Here is a 24,858-nt window from a genome sequence, read left to right as displayed (position 1 = left end):
ATCAAATTAAGATGGCCTTATTTGTTGCTGGTCAATTTACTTTTTGGGTTTCCTACCTCTTTTACCCTTATAAAGAAAATTAAGAATTTGAACCATTTGAGAGGCTTCATTTTTGTTAATCCCAATATCCTTTAATTCCTCAATGGCTGTTTCCTTTAGGTTTATAAGTTCAATTTCCTTACCAGCTTTTTTGGCAGCGTAAGCCTCTTCAACGGTGGTATAAATATTTCCATCATTGTCACAGTGAACAATTTCATTATCAGATTTGAGTAAATCCGAATAGGCTTCAATGAATTCTTTTAGTTGTGTCATATCATTAAATTAATTTATATCGTAATTAAATTTTTTCTTATGAAATTCAAATAGGTTTATCCAATTCAACAAGTTCTCTTTCAATCGTATCAAATCTTTCTTTCAACCATTTTAATCGAAAAAGAAATAAAATATTAGAAAAATTACTTGATTCAAAATTCTCATTATTAATATTCAATTCACTTTCTAATTTTTGGCGGTAGGTAGGAACAATATTTTCAAAATTAAATTTATGAATGCTATCTGTATTGTGTTCCGCATAGTCTTTAAAAATAATTTCAAATTCCTCAGATTTTAAAATACGATTATAATATTCTTTATTAAATTCATTATTTAGAATACTATTGAAATAATGATTAAAAATGAAATTAATGTTTCCTTGATAATCAAAGGATATTAAATAAGAAATCTTTTGAAGAATACCTGAATATTTACTAACATATGATTCAACATTTAAAACTTCTTGTTTAAGTTTATTATTTTCTCGCTCTAATTCATTAATCTTTTCAGAATATACTGAATTACTTTCTTTAACTTGATTCAATGTATTTTCATAATCTCTTACTTTCTTTTGATTATCCTGATTTGATTTTTTTATAGAAGATTCTAATTCTGAAATTCGTTCCTCTTTTATTTTAATAATCTCTTTATACTCTTCAATCTTATTTGCGCCCTTACTAGCTAATTCAGATTGAAAAATTGCTGTATTTGAATTAATCTTTTTCTTATAAATCTTTTCATTATTTACTTCCTCTCTTTGCAAGTAAATACTTTTAACATAATTAAATCCAATTAAAAGTATTGGGTAACAAAAACCATATATTAAAGTAATTCCAATTGCGGTGTACAAATTACCTAAAGTATCGTTAACTATAGAATTTTCAATATAATGAATTCTTTCTCCAGGATTATTGGAAGAAAAAAATAGATAAAATAACGGTTTCCAATTTAAAATTATAAGAGAACCAAAAAAAGTTAAAAAAACCGTATCATTTAACTTTAGGCTAATTGCATTTTTTGCACTGTTTAACAAACTCATATTTACTTTTATTATTGGCAAAACATTAGGTGGTAATAACTTGAAACTAAAAGTTAGCGGTTAATTTACTAAAATTTAAATTCAAAACACTAAAATAATGAAAAAATGGAATCCTAAAGGCTATGGCTTTGATACAGACTTTTACAGGAAAAAAGATTGGCTGAAACTCAGAAAACACTATATTGAAGCAAATCCAGTTTGTGAACTTTGTGACCAATGGGAAATTGTTAGTGAAGGGGCTGTTGTGGATCACATCATACCACGCAGATTGGCACCTCATTTGGAATTAGAGCCAACCAACCTGCAAACCTTGTGTGGTAAGTGCCATAGGCAAAAGACAGGCTTAGAACGGACAATTGACAGTTTAGAACGGTACTTGAATGAAATGAAGGATGGAAGGCTTAGATTTGTTTGTGTTAAATAGAATTGACCACTAAACCAATTTTTATTTTATTAGTTTGGTAAAACTGGAGTACTAAAACATTCTATTTCTTTGTTATTATTTGCTGAAATTTCAATTTCCTGAAAATAAGTGGTGTGTTCAAAATCAGAAAAATCAAAACGAAATTTCAGTCTAAAATAGAGAAATCCATCATCTACGTATTCCTTTTTAATAAAATCTTGCTTAATTGATAAAATCTTTTCACAAATATTGAACTTCAAATATGGAATTGAAATTGAATCATCTTTATAAATAATTTTATAATTTTCTTCCGGTAAAGTAAACGGTAGGCTTGCAGTATCTAAAACTTTATCTGTAGTAATTTTAACGTTATACGCATTATAATTTCTAACATAGATAATTAAACTTACTATGGCTTTTGCTGTATTATCTAAATCAACTGAAAAATGATCAATTTCAGCAACAATTTTAAACTCGGGTTTAATTTTTTCCTTATAATCGTAATTTTCAATTTCAGTAAGCCTTTGTTGTTCCTTAAAAGTCTTAATTAAATATATAGCTGTAATAGCTGTCACCCAAACCATAAACCAATCTGATACAGTACCCCATATTTCAACATTAAAAGGAAATACCCAAATATTTGAATGGCTTTTGAAAAAAATAGAAATAAACAAAAATAAAAACAATGGAATTCCTACTAATAATAAAATTAGGGCATTCTTTTTGAAAAAAGGTATCTTTTTACCCATAATTTAACGATTAAATTTCCTAAATGCCGCAATCATTTGGTATAGGAGTAAACCAATTATAATATTATAGAATACATCAAAAAAATAAATTAAATTAGGAAAACAAAATTCATCATTATTTATTAAAAAACTAACAGGTGAAAGCAAATTAGGTAATATTTTTGAAACATCCATAAATTGAAAATCATTTTGGGAATATAAAAGATAGGAGGTAATTAAATACAAATAAAAAGAAAAAGTGATTAGAATTAATTTAAAAGCTTTAAACCAATCAGTTGTATGATTATTTGTTATTTTGTTAAACCACAATATAAATTTCTCATACCTTTTCAATTGCCTACTATGAAAATAAGTCTCGTTAAGTTCATACGATCTATATTTTTGAAATGAATCCAAATCTCCATCAGCTAAGGAAAAATTTTTTAAATACCTGAACAATTTAATGTTATTAGTAGGAAACAACCGTTTATTAATATCAATATATTCTTTAGCAAAATGATTTATATTTAAAAATTTAAATCCAGTTATATTCATACCAAAAAAATCAGAGCCAAAAGTGGTGATTTTATTAAATTCGTGTAAAATGGAAGGATTAAAAGTAACATTATTTAAATTAGAATTGCCAATAACCAATTCGCCTTTTTCTATAAAGGACAAATTTCTAAATATAAATTCACTGTCAGTTTGAAAAAAATCGAATTTAAGATTTTTTATCTCGATATCTTTAATTATATTCTGTTTAGAAAAATAACCAGATAACTCTAAATTTTGAACAGAAAGCATCCCACAAGCATTATGAGTTTCAATTACAAACCTATTATCGCTAGAAAATAAAATTCTTTCAAATGCTAGTGGAATATGTTGTTTGAAATCTAGTATTAGAAGTTCACATTCTATGTCCTTTAACTCAATTTCTCTTAATAAATCGTATAGGTCAAAATCATCAACACATAAGTTTATAGTCTCAAAGTTTGATTTAATATTTCTAATAATCAATGATTTAGCAAGAGGCATCAAAAAATTAAAATACTTATTGGGGTGTTTAAAAGTACAGGTATCAAAAACAAACTTTTCAAAAATTGAGTTATTGTAATTTATTGTATTAATATAAACATCAAGAATAGTAAAGGTGCCAGAATTTTCAACATAGATATCTAAATTTAAAGGCTTTTCTTGGGTAATATTGGATTGAATACTGATATTTTCTGATTTTACATTTTCAATAACTAGATCGCTTAGGTAATAAATTTCGATAGACAATTGAAAAGAACTTATGTCTTTTATCTTTCCTAGTCCATCTATATTAGTAGACTTAATCGTAACATCAGATTCAGGTTCATTAATCGTAAAATTAGAATTAAAAGACTCAATTTTAAATATGTTTTTATTTCCACTGAATTCAATATCTCCTTCAAAAGAACAGCCTTTTAATATTATTTTTTTGGATTCAAATTTTATATCAAATTCCCCTTTAAACTTTGAATTTACAAAAATAAAATTATAATTTAATTTATAAAGATCTGCTGATAAGCCTGTAATTTGCTCATTACCGTTATAAAGTAGCCTATCGCCTTGAATTTCAAAATGTTTAAAACTGAGTATCATTTTAAATTTCTCATTTTTTATCTATTAAATTTTCTGAATGCTGCGATCATTTGGTAAATTAAGTAACTTAAAATAATATGATAACCGATATCTATATAAAATAAATAATTAGGGAATTTATCAGCAATTCCAATAATTTCATCTTTATTTGAAATAAATAATTTAAATGGCACAATAAAATAATCAGTGTGATTAGATATAAGAAAGTTACCAAAATCCGAATTAGTCAAACAATTTATACTATAAACATACAGAATAATTAATCCCAAAATCCAACCAAATGCTAAAAATGGATTAGTAGTATGGTTATTTGATATTCTATTTGTTAAAAGTATGAAATAATCTTTGACGGAATAATCCTTGGACTTAAAAGGATGAAATGTCCAATTCCAAATTCTTTCATTGTATTCAAGTGCTTTAAGTTTATGAAATAAATAATTATCACCATAATTTTGAGCCAAAATTTTTAACTCTCTATATAGAGTTAAGTAATTTGTTTCAATGTCTCTTTTAAAAGGCCTTATAGTTCTTGTGGGTATTTCAGTTAAATTATTTGCCTGTAAGTTTATAAGTGAAGAATTAGTAAACCTTATTTCCTTAAATTGATGCAAAAACGATGGATTAAACGCAACATTATCTAAAACAGAATTATTTAAGATCAATAAACCATTTTTATCTATCACTGTACAATTTGAGAAATTAAATTTATTCCTAGAAGCGAATCCATTTAATTCTAATGACCCAAACTTTACATTACTGAATATTGATTCGTTGATTACTTGATTTTTTACAGTTATTTTATTAACAATTAAGTTGGAAATATCAATTTTCTCAACAGCTGATATTAGGATTGAATTAATATTACAACGATTACCTTTTTGTTTAATTAATAGTTGTGAAATTTTTGAATCATCTGCAAATTCAATGTTGTTTAATGAAAAACTATTTAATTCTCTTTTATATCCTGTTTCGTAAAAATTGATAATAAAATTAGTGATTTTTGACTTTAATACTTTTAAATCATCTACATTATATCTTTCAAATTTTATTTGGTCACTTATACAAACTTCTTCAAACTTGAATGTTTTGATGTCACAAAAATTTATATAAATATTGCTTAAGGTATCAAGATAAGAAATTAATAATTCATCAATTTTTGTTAAATCAAAAAATAATTTATTAATTTTGTAGTCTTTTTTTTCATTTGAAATTGAAAATTTCCCAATACTAGTTTTATTCGAAATTGAAAAAGTATCTATATTGTTTCTAGTTACCGTCAAATCGCTTATATTTGAACTTGATATTTCAAATTCATCAAGGTTCAAATTTGTAAGACAAACTGATTTTGCTATTCCTTTGATATTTAATCCTATTTCTTTACAATCTTCTTGTAAATTTGAACTTATTTTTAATTCTGTATTATTTAAATTTAATCTCAAAATTTGACGGAAATCACAAAAGTTAAATTCTAATTTTATATTATTAAAAGAAATATTTTTAAAACAATCATCATTATAAACTAACCTTTCAAAAATTAACCTATCACCTTCAACTAATTCTTCAAAAATGTATTTCTCTATATGATCAATGGAAGTATTAGAAATCTTATAAGTTTTATCATTTATTGGATCAATGTATTTTAAGAATCTTATGGATTTAAAATCTTTGTTTGCACTCATACCCTAAACAATTCATTCATTTTATTCATTTCCTGTTGTTTAATACTATCAGCAATATTAACATATTCACTCAACTGTTTTAATGTTGTATGGCCTGTTATACTTTGAATAACGTGTAACGGAATGCCTTTTATGATGGCATTGGTAATAAAGGTTCTTCTGAAGGTATGAGAAGCCACCAATTCATATTTGTGTTTTTGACAGGTTTTCTTTACCCCATTTTCAAAGTAAATGTATTCAGCTTTTGATTCAATACCTGCTAATTTAACTAAATCTTTCAAATGATCATTATACCTTTGATTAGTAATTTTAAGTGGTGATAAGTCATAATCATACTTTTCAAGGATATTTTTTAAGGCTGGATGAAGTGGAATGTTGATATTTTGGTTGGTTTTTTCCGCTGTTATTGCCAATTGTTCATTGAAAATATTGGACTGATTGATTTTAATGGCATCCGAATACCTTAAGCCTGTAAAAAGCTGGATTAAGGCCAAATCCTTAACCCTTTTAATTGAATCCCTTGTGGGTTGGTATTCAATTAATTTCCTGATTTCTGATTCAATGAACACCATTTGTTTTTGTGTGAATGCTTTGGGGTAATTCAGGGATTTAAAACTATCATCAATCACTCCGGTTTTGGAATAAAAATGAAGCACCTGTTTTAAGAATTTAAAAGTTTTGTGAATTGTTGCTGGTTGTTGTCCGGTTCTCAGATACTTATTAGGGTGGTTAGGTTGTGGTGTTTGTAAGTATGTGGAAAAAGCATTAACCCATTTTTGATTTATTTGACTATGGTAGAATTTCTTGCCATTTGAAAAATCTTCCAATCTGGTAACAAGATTGTTTAGTTTATCCCGTAATCTTTTTGTTGCATCAGTTCTAATGGCAATGTATTCCTTAGCAAGGGTAACAAGGTCTTTGATTCCCTCATTTTTTTTGTCTCTGTAAGACTTAAATGAATCAGAGGTAATTGGTACCCCTTGAAGCCTTAAGTCGTTCACAAGGTCTAAAACAGCACCTTGTTCACTTGCTAAAAGTTGGGAGTATTCATTGTAATTAGGATGGGACTTTCTGATTTTACCATTATTCCAATAACGCTTTTCAATCCTGATTGGAGTCTTTACAAAAATCTGATTTCGGTCAAATTCAGTCACGAAATTTAAATAAATGTTGATTGTTCCAATCTTACTTTTTGGATTTACATTCTTTAAAACTGCTTGTATGTTCATTTTAGGAGGTTTTTTTGATTTCCTAAACATAGAAAAATTCAGTCACAATTCAGTCACAGAAGTGTTCAAAAACGGGTGATTTTCGATCTACTAAAAAATTAAAATAGCCTTTAAACGCTGTATAGGGCCTATCTGGACGCGGGTTCGAATCCCGCCAGCTCCACAAAAAAGGCCTGAAAATATTCAGGCCTTTTTTTATATTTGAAAATGTATATTGCGGAACCGATAAATTATCGAAATAAGGGGCACCTTCTAACCAACACAAACCAGCTCCCTTGTTGCGGATTCAAAATAAACTTTAAAGGGTATAAAATAATAAAAGTCGAATCAATAGATTTTGCTGAATATATCCTCCGTGAACCTTTTTGTAGGAATTGCCAAAGGATATTTTTATCAGACCCTCTGAAAAATGAATAAAGGCAGTATTTTTATTGTAAAAAGCTCCATACTAAAAAAAGTACTATTACCACAAGTACGGTAAAAATAATATTTTTATCAGTATCTGAGTATTCGTTTTGACTGATTTCATCAAATTTAGTGGGAGGTTCTAATTCTTTAATTTTTCTAAGGTAACCTTCCAAGTTTAAATCAGGGATTTCCTTTTGGTTTACAAAGCATAAAAAATCAGTAGTTATCCCATCCTTTTTAAGAATTAGAGCATTACCATCAGCAAATACTTCGTTTAAAAGGAGCTTCTTACCTCCAACATTTACCACCAGGGAATCCATGGCAGCCAAATACTCCCATTTACTCTCCTGAATTTCACCTTCTTTGACAATGTACAGGGATTTGTCCTTGCGGAAAATGAGTCGTTGAATATTTAGCTCACCATCCACAATAGTCCAGGGAATATCCACCAGCATGTTTTTTTTGGCTAATCCCTGATTATAGGATTTTAGGGAGGATTGGACATCTTTGAGAAGTTCTTGGAGGAGTTGCATATTTATTATTCATTCAAAAGCCAAGTTCAGTTTTTATTGTGATTAATAATAATTCCTTCAAAACAGAAAAGGGCATGGAAACACCTTCACTTATAGTTGTACTCTTAACTTTATCCCAGGCTTTATCATTTTTGGCAGCTTCAAGAAATTCGTGCCCTTGCCAAGTTAAACAAATTGGTGCCCAATCAGGATTGCCTTTACTCGACATGTCTATTGCTTCGATCAAGTCTGCCTGCCAAAGCAATTTTATGTGGTAGCAATAGCTAATCTTATCAGCATATTCAAATGATTTCCAGTCAAAGGGGGATTGATCCTTTTCTAATTCTAAAAGAATCTTCTTAATTAGTTCTAAATCTCTTTTCATCGTTATTGATTAATAAAAAACAATCAAATGTATAAATTTAGCGAGGAGGAAAATTCAAAAGATTACCTTTCCCCTATTCTTAAGCCAAAAAACTTACTGAATTTATCCATTTCCTCCACATTAATTCCCTCCGCAATATCGACATATTTTTGAAGTGTTACTAACTTCTTATGACCTGTAATCCTTTGAATCACAGATAATGGTATTCCAGCAAGGATTGCATTGGTAATAAAGGTTCTCCTTCCCGTATGGCTGGCTATCAACTTGTATTTGGGGATTACATGGTATTTTTTAATCCTTTTCGCATACTTAACCACCTCCACATCTGCGTTGATTCCTGCTTCCAGACAGCGTTCCTTCACGTACTTATTGAATTTTTGATTGGAAATAGCCAGACTGGACAAATCATAGTCGTATTTCTCCAGGACTTCCTTCAAATTAGGATGCAAGGGAATGCTTATTATTTCATCTGTCTTATGTGTAAGGATATGCAGCATACCATTTACCACCCACCTTTTGGAAATACAGATGCCATCACCAAATCTTAATCCGGTATAAATCAAGACCAGAAAGAGGGATTATTGGTTGGTAGGTTTAATTTGGGGATATTTTCCTGATTTGTACTATTATTTGCGGTTAACTCTGAGTAATTATCTAAATGGTAAAATTGCTTCTTCTTCTTTTTCAACTTATTCTTATTATAATGAAAAATACCTGATCAAATTCGGTATTACAGTTTTTTTTTTAATGTGGATGAGATTATTGCTGGAACAGCCTTATTTCCATTCAGTTGGTTTATTCAGAATATACCCGTTTTGCAACTTAATTTGTTCTTGGAATTGGGAGTCTTTTAGTTTTTTCCGCCCAATGATCATGCTTCCTTTTGCGACATTTTTTACACTTACATTAGATCTATTTGGTGGGAATGCAACAAATACTCGCTTTTGAGGGAATTTTTCATGGATAGCAAGAATAGGAGGAACCAAATCACTATCACCTGAGATCAACATGGCCATATCAAACTTATCTTCCATTGCATCTTTCAACATTTCCACAGCAATATTTACATCTGTCATCTTTTCTTCATTGTCATTCCAAATATGACCACAGCGTTTACATGATTTAGTTTTAGATTTATAATGACCATAAATTATTTGAACTGATGTGGTTTCAAGTGCACTGATATAAGCTCGTTGTCTTTGTTCCTTAGGAGGATTATTGCTGACCATGGAAGTAAAATATTTGATTCCAAATAATTCCTGAGAACTTTTTAGTAAATTATTGGCCAGAAGTTCAACATTTAACCATTTAATATCAGGATAACTTGATGTCATCCCAAAATAAAGGTTAAACCCATCGATGTAAACAATAACCCTTTCTTTTTTTTCCATATTGTTTGGAATTAAAAAATTCCTTTTTAGGTTTGCATTACTAGAACATCTCCAAGAGTAGCTCTCTTGGACCGACGCTTCCCAAAAGGAAGCGTTTCTTTTTTACCTTAACGTTCTAAGATAACCGTTTTCCCATTAAAATCCCTTATTGCTTTCAATTCTTTAGAAATTAGTTTTAATAGAAGTGTATCCCTTTCAGAAATTGATTATTCTTGGTAATTGATTTAGTGCATTAACTTAATCAAAGACGATCGAGCCCATGATCCGACAATTCAGTCAGTTGCTGAAAATACCGGTAGAATGGCTGAGAAAGGAATATCCACTTTAAAAAGCTATATAATTTGCAGGGGTGCCAGGCCAGGATCAACAAAACTCCCTACTCAAAGAGAGCTGCAATCCCCAGAATGGGCACGCAAGCAGGATTGCAAATCCTGATATATCTGGGGTTCGACATTGCAAATGTCGAACAGCTCGTCCCCGATACGCTCCGCGGAATTTGCATTTCCGTGGTACAGATAAGGGGGATTTGTAATCCCCCGAACGAGCTCGGAAACAGGATTGCAAATCCTGATTTATCGGTGGTCCGACAATACAAATGTCGAACAGCGCAAGTGTATTGTATCATTTCCCCGCTCCCATACGTCTTAAACATATGAAGATTTATAAAGTCAAAACCTTGTTGTTTTTCCTCATCCTGATTTTTTCCTGCGAAAATAGCATGGATCCAAATAAAGAGGGTACTGCTGAGGTGGTCATCTCAGTAGCTTCAAGGGGATTTTATCAGTTCCTCATCAAATTCGACGACGATCTTTATTATCCTGAAAACCTACCAGAGGAATTTAAGCTGGTATCTCAGGAACCCATACCTGTGAATATCAAATTTCAACTCCTGGATGACCAGGAAGACATCTTTCAACCAGCTCTAAATGACGTACCTGTTTTCCTGATGGCTGTACCCGTGATCAGGATATTATCGATCGAAAAAATTAAATCAATTTACTAAAGTTTCTGCACTTAATTTATTTCACTCGAATTCGAAGACTTGCGGTAATTTTGTCCGGAATTTTTTACTTGTCAGGGGATTCCTTGAAATGCAGAATGGCAACTGGTCCCAATGATACAGCCCGACTTGTCAACACATCAACCAAAGAGGACCACTTATAAGCCATCGAATCCAAAATCCCAATTTAAGGGGGGGCGTTTGAATTAACCTTTCACCAACCTCAATTGATTGATAGTCCTTCCAATCGGTCATTTTTTACCGACTCTTACTACATCTATAAAAACACCTTTCAAATGCTCGAAATCAGCATCCTTTGTATATAGAGTGGCTTTAGTTACATAGGCTATGGCTGCAATCCACATATCATTTTGACCAATCGTTTTGGATTGACCTGCCTTCAATGTGGGGTGATTGTTTTGACAATATGCTTGGATTTCAGCATAGGCCTTCATTAGTTTTTTATCCTTCCCATCTATGTTAAGGACAATAGCCTTTCCCAAAAGCTTGTCCCATCTCTCGCTTTGCTTTGCTCCATATTTATTCCTTAAGAAAAACCCCTCAATTTCTCCAATAGTGATGGCACTAAATAAAATTATTTTTACGGGATCACTCAGTAAATGATAAGTATCCTCAGTTCTCCTTGCTAAATCATCATTCCGCATATAATGAAGAAGCACCGAAGTATCTAACAATACTTTTTTCATCAATCCAGATCTCTTAGCAATGCTTCAAACTCTTCATCTGTTTCATCCCCAGGCCATGAACCCCAAATCATATTCAAGGGATTGTTTTCCTTCCCTTCCTGTATTTGTCGAGCAATCTGCTCCTCAAGACTTTCATATTTTTGTTTCTTGGAGAAAAATTCGTCCCCTGGTTTAGATTCAAATATCCTCTCTATTTCCAATACTGATTTACTCCCAGGTTTGTAGTGCATGGTCCCTTCAACAGTAGCCTCCCTTCCCCACCATCTTTTAATTTCCTCAGGATTCATGCTTTCTGATAAAAATCCCTCTACAATACCCTCATTGGTTTGAATTTTTACTTTGAGCTTGCTGTAAGTCAATTCCTCAATTATTCCATTCACCAGGGCAGCCTCAGGTTGTGGGATTTCCTCCTCTGCCATTTTAATTTTACTAAAGTCAGACTTTTTAAGGGTAAGTTTTTGAAAAGAGCCCTCCTTCTGAAAGGAAAATATCTCATTGTCATTCAGAAATGATTTTTTGAATTTTAAAAGCTCCTTCATCAAAAGTTTGTCCAACAACTCACTACCATTCGGATTATGTAAGGCTTCATCAAAGGATTCAACAAATAATGCAATGGGTGTTTTATCTGGCAATTCTTGTTGATGTCCCAACATAAAAATATCAGTCTGATATCCTGAAAGTGTCCTTTTAAACTTTTCAGACTCCAAATTAAGAATGGTACTGCCTTTCTGGATTCCAGTTAAAGAAATTTTCAGCGCATCATTTAGCTTGATGTTTTTTTTGGCTTTGCTTAAACCCTTTAGCCTCAATTGAAGGGCGCCCTCGGCAATTTTTCTTAGGCTTTCCGCAATAGATGCTAATCTTTGGAGGTCTATGCTGCCGTTTTTATCGGATGCATGCTCTATTTTAAGTCTATAATTCATCTTATCCTCCTTCCCATTTTAAGTAACCTTATTTCACTTTCAATATATAAAAACTATAGTAAGGTTTCGCTAGTTTAATTTTTAAATTTGAATCTCTTCCCACAGCCTCCAAAACCCATTCATGCTTTTGACAGGCCTTTTAATTTTCAAAGTAAATGCATTCAGCTTTAGATGCTTATCCTGCTAAATTAACTAAAACTTTCGAATGATCATTATACCTTTGGTTGGTAATTTTCAGTGGTGGTAGGACAGGATCAACACAATTCCCTACTCAAAGACACCCGTATTCGCAAGGATGAGTACGTAAGCAGGATTACAAATCCTGACTATCTTTGGTCCAACATTACAAATGTCGAACAGCGCATCTACGTACCGCTCTGCGGGACTTGTAATCCCGTGGGGCAGATGAAGGGGATTTGTAATCCCCAATTCGGAAACCTAAGCAGGATGGCAAATCCTGCATTATCTGAATTTCCTGATTGAAAAGAGTTTCTCTAAAAACCATACTCAGTACCTGGAAACCCTATTTTTTTACCCCGTTTCTTTCATTTTCCTCCACCCTGAAAACCACAATTCTCTCAATCAGGTCAAAAGGAATAGGTTTGGTCAAGGGAAATTGTACGGATCCCTTGCCTTGCTTATAGGGAGCAAGTTCCCTTTCAAATTCAGCATGGCCTGTTGGAGTGGCATAGAAGCCGATATGGTTTTTATAGGCCGCAAAATATACCAGGGGTTTGCCCTGGGTCTTGTATCCGGGCATACCGTAGGACAGAATTTCCTCCGCTCCGGGCGCACAGGCTTTGATTATCTTGCGCATGTGCTGCAAGATGTCTTGAACATCCCTGGGAAAACCGGCCATGTACTTGTCGATTACATCCATATTTACTTTTCCAGAAGGTTTCCCGATTACAGGGGTTTTGCGAAAAAAAAATTATTGAAATGAAGTCTGAAAAAGTAACTTGTAATGAGCCGGCAATTTAGAAACCATTTAAGCCACAATTGTCAATTAAAAATAAGGGTTTGGAATAAAGAATCCATTCATTTAAGCAATTTTTTTAATAAAAAGCCGCCCTGCGGAATTTGTAATTCCGTGGTACCGATAAAGGGGATTTGTAATTCCCGGAACGGGCACGTAAGCAGGATTGCAAATCCTGATTTATCTGAAGCCCGACATTACAAATGTCGGACAGCAATGTTCCGTACCGCTCCGCGGAATTTGCAATTCCGTGGGGCAGATAAAGGGGATTTGTAATCCCCGAACGAGCTCGGAAACAGGATTGCAAATCCTGACTATCTGTGGTCCGACATTACAAATGTCGAACAGCGCAGCTACGTACCGCTCCACGGGATTTGTAATCCCGTGGGACAGATAAATGGGGATTTGCAATCCCCCTGACGTACACCAAAGCAGGATTGCAAATCCTTACTTATCTGTGGCCCGACATTACAAATGTCGAACAGCACATCCACGTAGAATGTGCAACTTACTCCACCCATTTATCCCAGGCCGGAGGGGTCAGGCCCAGCAGATGCTTTACAAAGAAATCCCTCCGCTTCCGCTCACCGTAGGCCCCTCCCGAACTGTGGCCCATCCCGGGTATCATTAAAAATTCGAATTCTTTGTCATTTTTGATCAGTTGGTCTGCAAACTGATACGTAGACGAAGGATCTACATTGTCATCAACCTCTCCCACAATCAGCAGGAGTTTGCCTTCCAGGTTTTTTGCATGCACCACATTCGAACTCTCCTCGTAATGTACATCCACCGGATAGCCCATCCACTGTTCGTTCCACCAGATTTTATCCATGCGGTTGTCGTGGCAGCCGCAGGAAGATACCGCCACTTTGTAAAACTCAGGGTGAAATAGCAGGGCTCCGGCGGCACTTTGCCCGCCAGCGGAGGTGCCAAATACCCCCACCCGCTCCAGGTCCATATAGGGCCGCTCCTTTGCGGCGGCCTTCATCCACTGAATCCGATCGGGAAATCCGGCGTCTTTCAGGTTTTTCCAGGCGACATCGTGAAAGGCTTTCGAGCGATTGGAGGTGCCCATACCATCCATCTGCACCACCACAAAACCCAGTTCGGCCAATTCGTTGAGTCCATTGTAATTGGGCGCAAAGGATTTGGGCACAAAAGCGCTGTGCGGACCGGCATAGATGTACTCGATGACCGGATAGGTCTTTCCGGGGTCAAAATTCGACGGCTTGATGATAAGGCCCCAGATATCCGTTTTGCCATCTCTTCCTTTGGCCCTAAAAATCTCCGGTGCCGACCAACCTTCCGCCAGCAAGGCAGTTATATCCGCTTTCTCCAGTTCCATGATTAGCTCCCCATTTCCGGCATCCTTTAATACGGTGGCCGGCGGAAGGTCTTGCCGGGAATAGTGATCCACAAAGTATTGCTGATCGGAGGACAAAGAAATCTCGTGATTGGCATTGCCTTCGGTCAGCTGAACGAGGTTTTTTCCGTCTATGCCGATTTTATACAAATGCAAATGGTAGGGATCTTCGTTTTTGTTTTTTCCGCTGGCCGTAAAGTAGATCTCGCCGGCTTCCTCATCCACCTGCAGGATTTCCCGTACCACCCATTCTCCCCGGGTTATTTGCCGCAGCAGCTCACCGGTACCGGCGTCAAACAGGTACAAATGCCGCCATCCGTCCCTTTCCGATGCCCACAGGATCTGGTTTTCTTTTTCCAGGTCATTCCTGAAATATTTGCCGCTGTAATCGATAAAGGTGGGACTTTTTTCCTCGATCAGTGTACGCAAGGTTCCTGTTTCGGCATCCATCTCAAATACCTTATACAGCTGATGGCCCCGTTGGTTGTACTCCCAACGGACCGCTGAACCGTCTTTTTTCCAGTTGAGGCGGGTCAGGGCAAATTGATGATCCATTTGGTTTAGTGGTGCTTTCCAGCTGCTGCCATTTTCCAGATTAAAAATAACCGGCACGCGTACGGGTAGAGCATCTCCAGGCTTCAGGTAGTCCCTTTCTATCAGCTTGGGCTGTAGCTGGTCTGGGGGTGATGACGCGATCAGGGTCAATTTCCGGACCTCACTGGGCCTGAATTTAAAGGTAGCTATCTTTTTGCTATCGGCTGACCATTCCAATCGGGCAGCATAATGGTCACCAATGACCCCATCGCTGCTCAATTTTTCCTCCTTGCCCGTAGCCAGTTCTTTTACATACACATTATAATCCCTGATAAACGCTTCCTTATTACCATCCGGAGATGGCACTGGCTTCCCTTCGTATGCCGGACGTATGGTTCCCCAATAGCGGGAATCAGGGGATTCAGACTCTTCGATTTTTTCAAGCCGGCTTTGAACCTCATCCCATTCCCATACCAGCCCCTGGTTTTTGAACTGGATTTTGCCTTTTTTCAATTTGATATCCGTTAATTTCAGTTCCCTTGCTGAAAATTCCCTGCCGGTACTATCGGACAGGGCTTTTGCCAGGAGGTGCCGGTCAAACAAGGGGGCTTTCTCTTTAACTTTCGGATCAATTTTCAGGTAACGGATGCCTTCAGCCGTTCTCACCGAGTAGGTAAGCACATTTCCCTCCTGCCATTGGATACCCATTGGGGAATGGTATACTTTGTCCTTGTAGGCTTCTTTTACAGCGGCAGCCCGTTGGTAATCTTCCAGCCTCCCCTGCCCATACCCCGTCCAGGGAAGTATCAAAAATGTCAGGGTAAAGAGAAGAGGGTAAATTTTCATGGTTCAATTCAATTAAAGGTGTCCGGAAGAATTTCACTCCGCGGAATTTGTAATTCTGTGGTACAGATAAAGGGGATTTGTAATCCCCAGAACGGGCACGAACCCAGGATTGCAAATCCTGAATATCTGTGGTTCGACATTGCAAATGTCGAACAGCTCGGCCCTGTCCCGCTCCGCGGAATTTGTAATCCCGTGGTACAGATAAAGGGGATTTGTAATCCCCCTGACGGGCACGAAAACAGGATTGCAAATCCTGAATATCTGTGGTTCGACATTGCAAATGTCGAACAGCACGTTCTCGTACCGCTCCGCGGGATTTGTAATCCCGTGGTACAGATAAGGGGGATTTGTAATCCCCGGAACACACAGGTAAGCAGGATTACAAATTCTGATTTATCTGAAGTCTTACATGACAAATGTCGGATAGCATGACCCCAGGTGCGGTAAACCCAGCCCTAATATTATCAATTTTTTTAGTATTTACCGCCTTTTTCCCGTTTTGTAACCATTTCTTGTGCTATAATGGAAAGGGCCTATAACAGGAATCAGCACGGGCCCGTTCCAAATATTCTCCATTGGAAAGGGCTTGTTCAATGCAAAAAAAGCCAACCATGCCAACCACTCCCTTTACCCATCAACAAACGCCTATTCCCTCACCGGTTTACAGCCGAATCAATGTGGGGAATTTTATGGCCCGGCTTTTGGTGGAAATTGAATGCCGGGAGCAATGGAAAGGTCAAATGCCCGTACTGTATAACCGAGCCTTAAAAGGCTCATAAAACAGGTCTCGATAATCCTGTAACTACATTTGAACTCTTTGACTAATTAAAAAATAACCCACTATGAAAAACGCACCGTACACCACCTTTGTTTTGATGCTGGCCTGTTCGGCCATTTCCATGTACATCACCATGTATTTCAACACCTATGAGCTAAGTCATGTGTTTTTCAGCTGGACCAGAATGTACATGACCCTGATCGGTATCGGTGGCATGTCCATCATCATGTTTTTGTTTATGCGGAAAATGTACGCCAACAAGAAAAAAAATGTAGCCGTTATACTAGGCAGTATTTTACTGATGGCAAGTGCTACCTTTTTGGTAAGACAGCAGATCCCTATTGAAGATGTGAAATGGATGCGGGCGATGATACCCCATCATTCCATAGCCATCCTGACCAGTAAACGCGCAGACCTAAAAGATCCGGAGGTGAAAAAATTAGCCGATGAAATCATCAAAGCCCAGGAAAGAGAGATAGCCGAGATGAAAGCGATGATCAATCGATTAGAAAATAATCAATAGGAAAAGATGGAAAATATTTGGTTTGACAACTGGGAAAGCCTTATCCGCACCATTTGTTTAACTACCATGGGATACATCGCCATGGTGCTGTTGCTGAGGGTGTCGGGCAAACGGACCCTGTCTAAAATGAATGCTTTTGATTTTATCGTAACCATTGCCTTAGGCTCTTGCCTGGCAAGCGTGGCCCTGAACAAAAACATATCCCTTGCCGATGGGGCGACGGCCATTGGTCTGTTTATCGCCTTTCAATATGTATTGACCTGGCTTTCAGTTCGGATTAAGCCGGTAAAGAAATTAATTACCAGCAGTCCCTCCTTACTGTTTTACAAAGGTGAATTTCTATATCCGGCCATGAAAAAGGAGCGAATCACCATCGAGGAGATTTATAGCAAAGGCCGGCAGGAAGGCATGGCTAGCCTGGAGGATGTAGATATGATCATTTTAGAGACTACCGGTGATATCACCATTATCGAAAAGGCCATTGGGGGTAAGAAATCTACCTATGAAAACGTTAAGGTAGCCACCTGAAACAGCTTCTCTAATCGAAGCCACTTGGGTGTAAATGGGTATCTTCTGACCTGGCAAGAGCTATCTTTTGCATGGCTACCGGTTCACCGGATATTCATTTATCCAATGAAATCCCCTCCTCAGCAGGAAGTAGTCTGACTTCATTTTCCGCTTTGCCTTTAGCGTAAATTGCTCATCGCCGAAAGTGGCTGCCAGTTGATACTCCTCCCCGGCTTCCCGCAAGTGCAAGGTCGGTGTATCGTTCCCTTCAGGCGAACCCGACAGGGAAATCAAACCGTTTTCCCCAACTTCTACTATGGAATAATAGGATTTATCTCCGGAAACCCGCTCTATCAGGAGCGTTTTTCCGTCCAGAATCACCCTCGCCCATTTGGCATCGGACTTAAGGTCTACCATGTCCTCACCATCACTAAGAATTTCATACGCCCCCTCCCAGGGATTATCGAAACTCCTGTAGGATTGGGATAGCACGTGCCCTACCATCATGCTGACCGGCACAAACACCACCATGTAAAACTTCACCAATCGGTAAGCCCATTTCTTTTTCGGGGACAAAAAAGTTCGGGGCTGGTAGCTCAATTGTCCCGGCCTGTGAAGAATAAGCAAGCCGAATAACTGCTTTAGATAGGGAGCAAGGATAAGTACCGAGAATAGCAACAGGTGTGATGAAAGGATTTTCACAGGAACGTCAAAGGAAAAATTGACCAGCACGATATTCGTCACCACGGCAATGGAAAGCATCGCTCCGACTACCACCGTTCGCCGGAAAAGCAAGAGCGCCCCTGCCGTAATCTCCGAAAGGCCCATAAAAACCTTGTATAAATCTGAGTAGCCAAAAAACCGCCAGGCCAGTCCCATGGGCGAAAAATCACCAAAAGACTGGTCCATGGAGATGAGGCTGGGACCGGGGAACTGCCCGATCATAAATTTGGCGACCCCATAGTGGATCAAGGTGAGCCCTACAAAATACCTCGCATAGACAATCATGGAAGGGTAAGTCTTTCGGATCCAGGTAAGTTTGCTTCTCAACAAAAAGAGCAAGACTGCCAGCAGAAAAGACAGCAGCAGCCAGGTTACCAGGTAGACATAATCGAAGCGCGTATCCCCACTTCCCCTGCCCCCATCATAGGCCAGGTCTTCCAGTCCAAGTAACTGCCGACCCACCAAAAAATTAAGGCTTTCCATTCCCAATGAAATGGGAGCAGCAATCAGTTCATGGGCAAAGGGAATGTGCCTTACCGGAAACGGCAGCATAAAAAGGAAGGCATATCCTGCTATCCAAAGCAGCATAAAAGATAGTAAGGGGCTTCTGTTGTCCGTTTTCATAGGCTGGAGTTGAATCGTCTGGGTCTTTTACCAATTCCAGCAACTAAAATAGTAAATAAAATAAAAGCAGTTACTAAAATTAACGGAGATTAACATGGAAATGATTTACGGAATATTTTATTTGATGTAGCATAGCGCTAGTGCTTATTACCGATTTTTCCGCCCTTGTGATCTGAAAAATACAGCTATTTTGTACCCACCCGATAAGTTTAAACCAACTCTTTGAAATAATTAACTGTTTTCAGCAATCAAACTACAAACGCGAAGATTAGGGCCATGCGAAATTTACCGATACCGTCAACACGCCAATTCGAGGAAGAAAACCTACGATTACCTGAATAAGGAAGTTGGTTCGGATCCTTGTGATTGCGGAAAAAGAAGTACCTTGTATACCCTAACTGCCAACGAAAAATGCCAACCACCATCCTGCACCCATGAACCCTTTCCACCCCACCTATCAAACCGACCAAACGGACAAAGAACTCATCCAACAGATTTTGGATGGGAACCAACCAGCGTTGACAAACCTTATCGAGCGCCATCAACCCTTTATCTACAACATCGCCTGGAAAATGACAGGAAGTACCGCCGATGCGGAGGACCTTACCCAAGAGACCCTAATAAAGATTATTTCCAATTTGAGTACGTTTAAACACGAAAGTGCTTTTCAGACCTGGGCTTATCGCATTGCGAAAAATCACTTTCTAAACGATCAAAAAAAGGCACCTAATATCTTTGCCAACAGTTTTGAAGAACTGGGGACTCGTTTAGATGCTGCTCCCAACACAGATTTATCTGAAAGCGAAAAAAAGGACCAGAGAGAAGCCATTCGTGAAGTAAGGCTACAATGCCTTTCGGGTATGCTCCTCTGCCTGACCAAAGAACAACGCATGGTTTATATAATCGGTGATATTTTCGGTGCGGACCATACAATCGGCTCGGAAATTATGGAAATAAGCAAGGATAACTACCGCATGAAATTGAGCAAAGCCCGAAAAGACTTGTATAATTTTATGCAAAACAAATGCGGGTTGGTAAATAAAGCCAATCCGTGCCGGTGCCATAAGAAGGTAACTTTTGCCACCGAAAATGGCATGGTCGATGCCAAAAACCTGCTTTTTAACCGAAAAGAGTATTCAACCTTCAAAGAGCAATTGGAACCTGATGCTGATTTTTTGGTGGACGATGCAGAATTAAAATATGCGGAACTTCACCAGGGCCACAGCTTTAAGACGCAGTTTGAAAAGAAAAACTTCCTGGTAAAAATTTTGGAAGATGCTAATTGGCAACGCCGTTTGAACTTGAACTAAAGACCAAGACAGCTAGAAAAAAATTGCCCTTAAAAAAGGACAAATCCTTCAAAGTCTTTACACATGCCCTCTTTTCTTGTCTAATAGAAAAAACCAACAATTGACCGTTGGGTATGGATAATTCTATAAACAAAAAAGCAAAGAAATAGGCATGAGAGAATACATTGAACAAATCTCTGGAAAATTACCTGATGAGGCTTGGATACTCTATCAACAAAATCTGAAAGCCATGCGGTCGGAAAAAGGACAGCTCATCCTTGGCCTGCACAAGCCCTGCAAAACGATTTGGCACATGACCAAAGGCGCCGTAAGAAAACTTGAAATGGATAATGGCATTGAGAAGACCACGCACTTTTACGTAGCACCAAAAGTATTTACTGTTTTACACAGTGCCCTTACCGGTGAGCCAAGTGATCTTTCGATCATTAGTGAAGAAGATTGCGAGTTTTTAACGCTGGATATTGATCAACTAAAAATTTTGTATCAACAATCCATCTATATAGAGCGAGTGGGAAGAAGAATGGCAGAAGAGGAATTCATTGAAGAATTTAGCATGCGCAGGATGTTTCTCAAGTTGGATGCATTACAACGCTATGAATACCTGGAAAAAAAGCATCCTGAAATTCTTAGACGATTTCAGTTAAAGGATGTCGCCACTTTCCTGGGCGTAACCCCTGAAACATTGAGTAGGTTAAGAAAGCTCAGATTATCGGTTTAGACTGCTTCGAACTTATCATTTGTCAAGTGGATTCAGATAACCCGGTCTTACTTTTATAAAAAATGATAAGACTTTAATGGATACTCAATCTTTCAAGAATCCACTGGATAAAAATCTGTCCGGATACATTAGGACGGGCGTGTGGGCAAGCCTTGTCTCTGCTTGTATGCTAATTGGTATTGGGCTTTTCTGGGTAATACATCCCCTTTCGGCCGAGGCCTCTTTTTCTATCGTTGCCGATTCGGATGCCGCTATCCGGTTCGCAAAGATCACGGCCATTTTTAAGGCAGTGGGCGATGTAGTCCCACCCATTTTCGTGCTGCTCGCCATTGGGTTCCACCAATTTAGGCTGGCGGGCCTGTTTCATGTGGTGACACTCGTGCTGGTCATATTGGTGGACATGATTACCTGGGCGACCTATGTGCCCCAGGTACAGCCGCTGGATGTACTGCAGCATATCCCCTTTGCCATTCCCATCATCATTGCGGCTTATTGCTTTCTCAAACCAATCGCTAAAAATTCATAACAATGCTACTCTTTATACGTATTTTCCTGGTGCTCTATGGGCTGATTGCTGCTGCCACCGGGTTTATGGGCACAACCGCTGCCTACAATCCGGCCGCGACAGATGCCATGACCGATAACAACCATCGCTATGTGGCCGCTATTTGGATGGCTACGTCACTGGCGTTTTTCTATGTGGCCTGGAATCCATCAGAGACCGCTTTATTCCGTTTTCTGATGATTGCACTTTTCATTGGTGGCATCGCCAGAGCCGCAGCACTAACGAATTATCCAGCGACTCCCTTTCTCATTTTCCTGATTGCGATTGAATTGGTTCCAACTGTTTTGATGCTATGGATGCACAACAAACTTTTGACTGCAGGTTCACTTTAAAATAAATCATTGATGATTGATAATTTTTTTTTAAAGTCTTTACACATTTCAACATCTCTTGTCTAAATAAGAAAAAAGATCTCGAATGATAACATCCAATCAAAAAGTACTTATTACAGGTGGTGGTTCAGGCATCGGGCTTGCCCTTGCCAAAAAATTTCTGTCCCATAACAATACGGTGTTTGTTACGGGCAGAAACTTATCCAAACTGGAAAAGATGAAGGCTGAACTTCCTGACATTCATTTTTTTCAAAGTGATGTAACCCAAGAGGAAGATGTCAAAAAGTTGGCGGATGCTATTCAAAATGAATTTGGCGGGATCGATGTCTTAATCAACAATGCGGGAATAATGCTGCTGCTGGATACGGGAGCTGAAAGCAATGATTTGCAAAAACAAGCGGAAGAAATAGCCATCAACTTCCAGGCACCTATCCGGATGTTGCATCATTTTTTACCCCAGTTAAAACGGAGCAAGAATGCGGTTTTGGTCAATGTTTCTTCAGGTTTGGCCTATGTCCCATTCACTCAAGCACCGGTTTATTCGGGCACAAAAGCGGCAGTGCATTTTTGGACAAAATCTATTCGTCCGCAATTAAAGCCGCACGGTATTAAAGTCATCGAATTATTACCGCCTGTGGTAGATACCAAATTAGCCAAAGATGCCGATTTGAAAGCCGATAACTTGAAACCCATGCCACCCAAAAAATTAGCAGACATTTTTTGGAAAAACTACTCCAAGGGCAAGGAAGAAATAACGCCGGGCATTTCAACGGCACTGAAGATCATGGGCCGTTTGGCACCAAAATTCATATTCAAACAACTGAACAAACAACCTATTCCAAATAAATAATATGATGAAATCGAGCATGACGGGATCGTCACACACAGGGATGATTATAAAGCATGCGAGATTCTCCCGAAGGTCGGGACAGGCTATCCCGATAAACCGGGACAAGTTATGGCCGCTAAAAAACAATTATAAACATATGAAAAAGATTCTTCCGTACATTTCGATCATCGGCATTGCCGCATTTGTGGGCAACATGCTCGTCATTGGTTTTGGTTTTGGCAGCTATTGGCAAACGCTGGAACCCATGGAATTTATGAAGCAATTTACGCTTCAATTCCCCAATCTCTTGCCACCCACCATGGGCATTTTATTGCCGGCATTAATCGCCACCATCGCTTTGGTTGTGCAGACAAAAGGGCAAAAAGAAGTGCGGAAAAACTGGAGCTTCGCGCTTGCTGGCTTGGTCATCGCCTGTACCATTACCAGCGTATATCACCTGCCCGCTAATTTGGGTTTTATGGAGTCGGCCTATTCCGCCGAAGAAGCGGTAAGCAAACTCAACTGGTGGATGCGTTTACACTGGGTACGAACGATCACCGTTTTTGCAGCCGCCATTTTTGCGGTAAAAGCCTTTAAGTTAGCCACTATCAAAACGCCATAACAAAAATCCATGGACAATTTCACGATTTTCAATATGCAAACCGTTGCAGGTTTGCTCACGTTTTACTTCGCGTTCAAATGGTTTGTATTCCCAAAACTGGCCAAACTTAGTGTTAACGATGCATTGGTTCCGATGGTGCTTATTCACGGATTACGCTATTTGGGAATGGCCTTTATGGTCGATACCCAGGTGTACGACGAATTCCCGGACGACCTGGCGTTTACCATTGGCATATGGGATTATGCTACCGCCATTCTTGCGGTGATTACCGCCTTTGCCTTGCGCAATAAATGGACCTACGCCATCCCACTCGCCTGGGTATTCAATGTGTTCGGGTTTACGGACCTGATCCTCGCCTTTCCTCAGGTGTTTGCGATTGAATTTTACAAGTACGACCTGGGAACCCTGTGGTGGGCCTTTTCGACCATTGGCGTGGTGAATATGATTTCTCACGGGTATATTTTTTACAGACTTTTCGGCCATCGTACCCGGAACCGTCCGCCTGTTTTGGTAAAAACGTAGAAAGCCAACCGGGCAGGAGACGAATTCCAAATGCTTCTTGTTGGGCGGGGATGGATTTTTGTAGCCCTCGCCCGTACATTTTTAAGAAAACTACTGTCTTGTTAACCTCACTGATTAACAAGCTACTAAGACATACCTGTCAACTGGAAAAGATTTCGCTATCCGGGTATTGCGATAAGGTGCGGCGAAGAGTACAGTTGGTATCCGTCCAGGCATATTGCCGCATCGGCTGCCGCTGTCCGTTTGTTCCTCAAGAGATTTCAAACCCCGAATCAAGCTCAAATCCGAAACCAACCGTTGGTGAAATGGTATTTTTCCGGTATATTGGAATGGTGTTTTTAGGTAATGAAGTTTTTTCAAAGGAATGAACGGAGGAATCCGGAAGAGAATTGGTTGAGGGGCTGGTATTGGGCTGTTTTTATACGCTAGTGTACAAAGGGGAACAGCACTATCCAGACATACAGTAGGTATAAGTAAGCAAAAGGGACTGGTAGGAGAAGGTGCTATGTGCGGTATCATGGAAGTAATTTATACCTGATAGGCTAGTTTGAAATAAGGAGAATAAACCGGTTTTTATGCAATCCTTTTTTTAAAATAAGGCGGATAAAATAGTTACAATAAGCAAGTTACCATTAATAGTTCAACGAACATAAAATCAATGACCAAGTATATTACTTAATTTACCTTTTTAGAAATACGACAATATGAATATTTAATTAAATGTCGTAAAAATGCCGTAAACAA

General features: G+C 37.8%; 27 protein-coding genes. 12 read left to right on the top strand and 15 right to left on the bottom strand.

Annotated features, from left to right (window positions below; translation table 11 throughout):
* Positions 1 to 36: 36 nt before the first annotated feature.
* Together G9Q97_RS14105 and G9Q97_RS14100 are read right to left on the bottom strand one after the other, a co-directional pair.
* Positions 37 to 312, bottom strand: a complete 276-nt coding sequence (locus G9Q97_RS14105; RefSeq protein WP_166147876.1) for a hypothetical protein — start codon at positions 310 to 312, stop codon at positions 37 to 39.
* Positions 313 to 358: 46 nt separating this feature from the next.
* Positions 359 to 1,351 carry a hypothetical protein gene (locus tag G9Q97_RS14100; RefSeq protein WP_166147874.1) on the bottom strand — a complete coding sequence of 331 codons (993 nt, stop codon included), beginning with the start codon at positions 1,349 to 1,351 and terminating at the stop codon, positions 359 to 361.
* Between the two features lie 97 nt (positions 1,352 to 1,448).
* Here G9Q97_RS14100 and G9Q97_RS14095 point away from each other — a divergent pair, with 97 nt between their 5' ends.
* The gene (locus G9Q97_RS14095) at positions 1,449 to 1,775 is read left to right on the top strand and encodes an HNH endonuclease (RefSeq protein WP_166147873.1); all 327 of its coding nucleotides are present in this window, start codon (positions 1,449 to 1,451) and stop codon (positions 1,773 to 1,775) included.
* A 29-nt stretch (positions 1,776 to 1,804) separates the two neighbouring features.
* Here the strand turns inward: G9Q97_RS14095 and G9Q97_RS14090 are convergent, their stop codons facing one another.
* The 8 genes from G9Q97_RS14090 to G9Q97_RS14055 all read right to left on the bottom strand — a co-directional run bounded on the left by G9Q97_RS14090 (position 1,805) and on the right by G9Q97_RS14055 (position 9,712).
* Positions 1,805 to 2,503 carry a hypothetical protein gene (locus G9Q97_RS14090; RefSeq protein WP_166147871.1) on the bottom strand — a complete coding sequence of 233 codons (699 nt, stop codon included), beginning with the start codon at positions 2,501 to 2,503 and terminating at the stop codon, positions 1,805 to 1,807.
* A 3-nt stretch (positions 2,504 to 2,506) separates the two neighbouring features.
* Positions 2,507 to 4,108, bottom strand: coding sequence for a hypothetical protein (locus tag G9Q97_RS14085; RefSeq protein WP_166147870.1), 1,602 nt, complete (start codon positions 4,106 to 4,108; stop codon positions 2,507 to 2,509).
* A gap of 17 nt (positions 4,109 to 4,125) precedes the next feature.
* Positions 4,126 to 5,787, bottom strand: coding sequence for a hypothetical protein (locus G9Q97_RS14080; RefSeq protein ID WP_166147868.1), 1,662 nt, complete (start codon positions 5,785 to 5,787; stop codon positions 4,126 to 4,128).
* Entirely contained in the window at positions 5,784 to 7,016 is a 1,233-nt protein-coding gene (locus tag G9Q97_RS14075; RefSeq protein ID WP_166147866.1) for a tyrosine-type recombinase/integrase, read from the bottom strand. Before G9Q97_RS14075 ends, G9Q97_RS14080 begins: the two co-directional genes overlap by 4 nt.
* 428 nt (positions 7,017 to 7,444) lie before the next feature.
* Positions 7,445 to 7,879 carry a hypothetical protein gene (locus G9Q97_RS14070; protein ID WP_166147864.1) on the bottom strand — a complete coding sequence of 145 codons (435 nt, stop codon included), beginning with the start codon at positions 7,877 to 7,879 and terminating at the stop codon, positions 7,445 to 7,447.
* 91 nt (positions 7,880 to 7,970) lie between these two features.
* On the bottom strand, positions 7,971 to 8,321 hold the full coding sequence (locus tag G9Q97_RS14065) for a DUF2513 domain-containing protein (RefSeq protein WP_166147863.1): 351 nt from the start codon (positions 8,319 to 8,321) through the stop codon (positions 7,971 to 7,973).
* Positions 8,322 to 8,383: 62 nt separating this feature from the next.
* Positions 8,384 to 8,884: a tyrosine-type recombinase/integrase gene (locus G9Q97_RS14060; RefSeq protein WP_166147861.1), complete on the bottom strand. Its 501-nt coding sequence runs from the start codon at positions 8,882 to 8,884 to the stop codon at positions 8,384 to 8,386.
* Between the two features lie 213 nt (positions 8,885 to 9,097).
* Positions 9,098 to 9,712 carry an NYN domain-containing protein gene (locus G9Q97_RS14055; protein WP_166147859.1) on the bottom strand — a complete coding sequence of 205 codons (615 nt, stop codon included), beginning with the start codon at positions 9,710 to 9,712 and terminating at the stop codon, positions 9,098 to 9,100.
* Positions 9,713 to 10,364: 652 nt separating this feature from the next.
* Here G9Q97_RS14055 and G9Q97_RS14050 point away from each other — a divergent pair.
* The gene (locus G9Q97_RS14050) at positions 10,365 to 10,715 is read left to right on the top strand and encodes a hypothetical protein (protein WP_166147857.1); all 351 of its coding nucleotides are present in this window, start codon (positions 10,365 to 10,367) and stop codon (positions 10,713 to 10,715) included.
* Between the two features lie 248 nt (positions 10,716 to 10,963).
* Here G9Q97_RS14050 and G9Q97_RS14045 read toward each other — a convergent pair whose 3' ends face one another.
* The 4 genes from G9Q97_RS14045 to G9Q97_RS14030 form a co-directional block, all read right to left on the bottom strand.
* The gene (locus G9Q97_RS14045; RefSeq protein ID WP_166147856.1) at positions 10,964 to 11,419 is read right to left on the bottom strand and encodes a type II toxin-antitoxin system VapC family toxin; all 456 of its coding nucleotides are present in this window, start codon (positions 11,417 to 11,419) and stop codon (positions 10,964 to 10,966) included.
* Positions 11,419 to 12,342 carry a hypothetical protein gene (locus G9Q97_RS14040; RefSeq protein WP_166147854.1) on the bottom strand — a complete coding sequence of 308 codons (924 nt, stop codon included), beginning with the start codon at positions 12,340 to 12,342 and terminating at the stop codon, positions 11,419 to 11,421. The genes G9Q97_RS14045 and G9Q97_RS14040 overlap by 1 nt, the downstream gene beginning before the upstream one ends.
* Positions 12,343 to 12,865: 523 nt before the next feature.
* Positions 12,866 to 13,222, bottom strand: a complete 357-nt coding sequence (locus tag G9Q97_RS14035; RefSeq protein ID WP_166147852.1) for an iron chaperone — start codon at positions 13,220 to 13,222, stop codon at positions 12,866 to 12,868.
* 604 nt (positions 13,223 to 13,826) lie between these two features.
* Positions 13,827 to 16,061, bottom strand: coding sequence for a S9 family peptidase (locus G9Q97_RS14030; protein WP_166147850.1), 2,235 nt, complete (start codon positions 16,059 to 16,061; stop codon positions 13,827 to 13,829).
* A gap of 611 nt (positions 16,062 to 16,672) precedes the next feature.
* Between G9Q97_RS14030 and G9Q97_RS14025 the strand changes: the two genes are divergently transcribed.
* The 3 genes from G9Q97_RS14025 (at position 16,673) to G9Q97_RS14015 (ending at position 17,890) form a co-directional block, all read left to right on the top strand.
* On the top strand, positions 16,673 to 16,840 hold the full coding sequence (locus G9Q97_RS14025; protein WP_222851995.1) for a hypothetical protein: 168 nt from the start codon (positions 16,673 to 16,675) through the stop codon (positions 16,838 to 16,840).
* A gap of 63 nt (positions 16,841 to 16,903) precedes the next feature.
* Positions 16,904 to 17,362: a DUF305 domain-containing protein gene (locus G9Q97_RS14020; protein WP_166147847.1), complete on the top strand. Its 459-nt coding sequence runs from the start codon at positions 16,904 to 16,906 to the stop codon at positions 17,360 to 17,362.
* 6 nt (positions 17,363 to 17,368) lie between these two features.
* On the top strand, positions 17,369 to 17,890 hold the full coding sequence (locus G9Q97_RS14015) for a DUF421 domain-containing protein (RefSeq protein ID WP_166147845.1): 522 nt from the start codon (positions 17,369 to 17,371) through the stop codon (positions 17,888 to 17,890).
* Positions 17,891 to 17,965: 75 nt separating this feature from the next.
* Here G9Q97_RS14015 and G9Q97_RS14010 read toward each other — a convergent pair whose 3' ends face one another.
* Entirely contained in the window at positions 17,966 to 19,216 is a 1,251-nt protein-coding gene (locus tag G9Q97_RS14010) for a hypothetical protein (protein WP_166147844.1), read from the bottom strand.
* Between the two features lie 434 nt (positions 19,217 to 19,650).
* On the opposite strand from G9Q97_RS14010, the gene G9Q97_RS14005 reads away from it, so the two are divergent.
* The 7 genes from G9Q97_RS14005 (at position 19,651) to G9Q97_RS13975 (ending at position 24,114) form a co-directional block, all read left to right on the top strand.
* Positions 19,651 to 20,526, top strand: a complete 876-nt coding sequence (locus G9Q97_RS14005) for an RNA polymerase sigma factor (protein WP_166147842.1) — start codon at positions 19,651 to 19,653, stop codon at positions 20,524 to 20,526.
* A gap of 151 nt (positions 20,527 to 20,677) precedes the next feature.
* Complete coding sequence (locus G9Q97_RS14000) at positions 20,678 to 21,244, top strand: Crp/Fnr family transcriptional regulator (protein WP_166147840.1); 567 nt, start codon at positions 20,678 to 20,680, stop codon at positions 21,242 to 21,244.
* Between the two features lie 76 nt (positions 21,245 to 21,320).
* Positions 21,321 to 21,770 (top strand): hypothetical protein, encoded by a 450-nt coding sequence (locus G9Q97_RS13995; RefSeq protein ID WP_166147838.1) that lies wholly within the window; start codon positions 21,321 to 21,323, stop codon positions 21,768 to 21,770.
* 2 nt (positions 21,771 to 21,772) lie between these two features.
* Positions 21,773 to 22,141, top strand: a complete 369-nt coding sequence (locus G9Q97_RS13990; protein ID WP_166147837.1) for a DUF4345 family protein — start codon at positions 21,773 to 21,775, stop codon at positions 22,139 to 22,141.
* A gap of 85 nt (positions 22,142 to 22,226) precedes the next feature.
* A complete protein-coding gene (locus G9Q97_RS13985) occupies positions 22,227 to 22,991 on the top strand; it encodes an SDR family oxidoreductase (protein WP_166147835.1) in 765 nt (254 codons plus the stop codon).
* A 136-nt stretch (positions 22,992 to 23,127) separates the two neighbouring features.
* Positions 23,128 to 23,592, top strand: coding sequence for an anthrone oxygenase family protein (locus G9Q97_RS13980; RefSeq protein ID WP_166147833.1), 465 nt, complete (start codon positions 23,128 to 23,130; stop codon positions 23,590 to 23,592).
* A gap of 9 nt (positions 23,593 to 23,601) precedes the next feature.
* Complete coding sequence (locus G9Q97_RS13975; RefSeq protein ID WP_166147831.1) at positions 23,602 to 24,114, top strand: hypothetical protein; 513 nt, start codon at positions 23,602 to 23,604, stop codon at positions 24,112 to 24,114.
* The last annotated feature ends 744 nt before the right edge of the window (positions 24,115 to 24,858 follow it).

Origin of the sequence: Cyclobacterium plantarum (assembly GCF_011290685.1) — a bacterium.
GTDB lineage: Bacteria > Bacteroidota > Bacteroidia > Cytophagales > Cyclobacteriaceae > Cyclobacterium > Cyclobacterium plantarum.
Note: the sequence above shows the minus strand (reverse complement) of the source record. Positions and strands in the feature narration are given on the sequence as shown.

What these genes read in the sequence shown, in the direction of transcription:
- G9Q97_RS14105 (WP_166147876.1), bottom strand. Translation starts at nt 312, where the DNA reads ATGACACAACTAAAAGAATTCATTGAAGCCTATTCGGATTTACTCAAA.
- G9Q97_RS14100 (WP_166147874.1), bottom strand. Translation starts at nt 1,351, where the DNA reads ATGAGTTTGTTAAACAGTGCAAAAAATGCAATTAGCCTAAAGTTAAAT.
- G9Q97_RS14095 (WP_166147873.1), top strand. Translation starts at nt 1,449, where the DNA reads ATGAAAAAATGGAATCCTAAAGGCTATGGCTTTGATACAGACTTTTAC.
- G9Q97_RS14090 (WP_166147871.1), bottom strand. Translation starts at nt 2,503, where the DNA reads ATGGGTAAAAAGATACCTTTTTTCAAAAAGAATGCCCTAATTTTATTA.
- G9Q97_RS14085 (WP_166147870.1), bottom strand. Translation starts at nt 4,108, where the DNA reads ATGATACTCAGTTTTAAACATTTTGAAATTCAAGGCGATAGGCTACTT.
- G9Q97_RS14080 (WP_166147868.1), bottom strand. Translation starts at nt 5,787, where the DNA reads ATGAGTGCAAACAAAGATTTTAAATCCATAAGATTCTTAAAATACATT.
- G9Q97_RS14075 (WP_166147866.1), bottom strand. Translation starts at nt 7,016, where the DNA reads ATGAACATACAAGCAGTTTTAAAGAATGTAAATCCAAAAAGTAAGATT.
- G9Q97_RS14070 (WP_166147864.1), bottom strand. Translation starts at nt 7,879, where the DNA reads ATGCTGGTGGATATTCCCTGGACTATTGTGGATGGTGAGCTAAATATT.
- G9Q97_RS14065 (WP_166147863.1), bottom strand. Translation starts at nt 8,321, where the DNA reads ATGAAAAGAGATTTAGAACTAATTAAGAAGATTCTTTTAGAATTAGAA.
- G9Q97_RS14055 (WP_166147859.1), bottom strand. Translation starts at nt 9,712, where the DNA reads ATGGAAAAAAAAGAAAGGGTTATTGTTTACATCGATGGGTTTAACCTT.
- G9Q97_RS14050 (WP_166147857.1), top strand. Translation starts at nt 10,365, where the DNA reads ATGAAGATTTATAAAGTCAAAACCTTGTTGTTTTTCCTCATCCTGATT.
- G9Q97_RS14045 (WP_166147856.1), bottom strand. Translation starts at nt 11,419, where the DNA reads ATGAAAAAAGTATTGTTAGATACTTCGGTGCTTCTTCATTATATGCGG.
- G9Q97_RS14040 (WP_166147854.1), bottom strand. Translation starts at nt 12,342, where the DNA reads ATGAATTATAGACTTAAAATAGAGCATGCATCCGATAAAAACGGCAGC.
- G9Q97_RS14035 (WP_166147852.1), bottom strand. Translation starts at nt 13,222, where the DNA reads ATGGATGTAATCGACAAGTACATGGCCGGTTTTCCCAGGGATGTTCAA.
- G9Q97_RS14030 (WP_166147850.1), bottom strand. Translation starts at nt 16,061, where the DNA reads ATGAAAATTTACCCTCTTCTCTTTACCCTGACATTTTTGATACTTCCC.
- G9Q97_RS14025 (WP_222851995.1), top strand. Translation starts at nt 16,673, where the DNA reads ATGCCAACCACTCCCTTTACCCATCAACAAACGCCTATTCCCTCACCG.
- G9Q97_RS14020 (WP_166147847.1), top strand. Translation starts at nt 16,904, where the DNA reads ATGAAAAACGCACCGTACACCACCTTTGTTTTGATGCTGGCCTGTTCG.
- G9Q97_RS14015 (WP_166147845.1), top strand. Translation starts at nt 17,369, where the DNA reads ATGGAAAATATTTGGTTTGACAACTGGGAAAGCCTTATCCGCACCATT.
- G9Q97_RS14010 (WP_166147844.1), bottom strand. Translation starts at nt 19,216, where the DNA reads ATGAAAACGGACAACAGAAGCCCCTTACTATCTTTTATGCTGCTTTGG.
- G9Q97_RS14005 (WP_166147842.1), top strand. Translation starts at nt 19,651, where the DNA reads ATGAACCCTTTCCACCCCACCTATCAAACCGACCAAACGGACAAAGAA.
- G9Q97_RS14000 (WP_166147840.1), top strand. Translation starts at nt 20,678, where the DNA reads ATGAGAGAATACATTGAACAAATCTCTGGAAAATTACCTGATGAGGCT.
- G9Q97_RS13995 (WP_166147838.1), top strand. Translation starts at nt 21,321, where the DNA reads ATGGATACTCAATCTTTCAAGAATCCACTGGATAAAAATCTGTCCGGA.
- G9Q97_RS13990 (WP_166147837.1), top strand. Translation starts at nt 21,773, where the DNA reads ATGCTACTCTTTATACGTATTTTCCTGGTGCTCTATGGGCTGATTGCT.
- G9Q97_RS13985 (WP_166147835.1), top strand. Translation starts at nt 22,227, where the DNA reads ATGATAACATCCAATCAAAAAGTACTTATTACAGGTGGTGGTTCAGGC.
- G9Q97_RS13980 (WP_166147833.1), top strand. Translation starts at nt 23,128, where the DNA reads ATGAAAAAGATTCTTCCGTACATTTCGATCATCGGCATTGCCGCATTT.
- G9Q97_RS13975 (WP_166147831.1), top strand. Translation starts at nt 23,602, where the DNA reads ATGGACAATTTCACGATTTTCAATATGCAAACCGTTGCAGGTTTGCTC.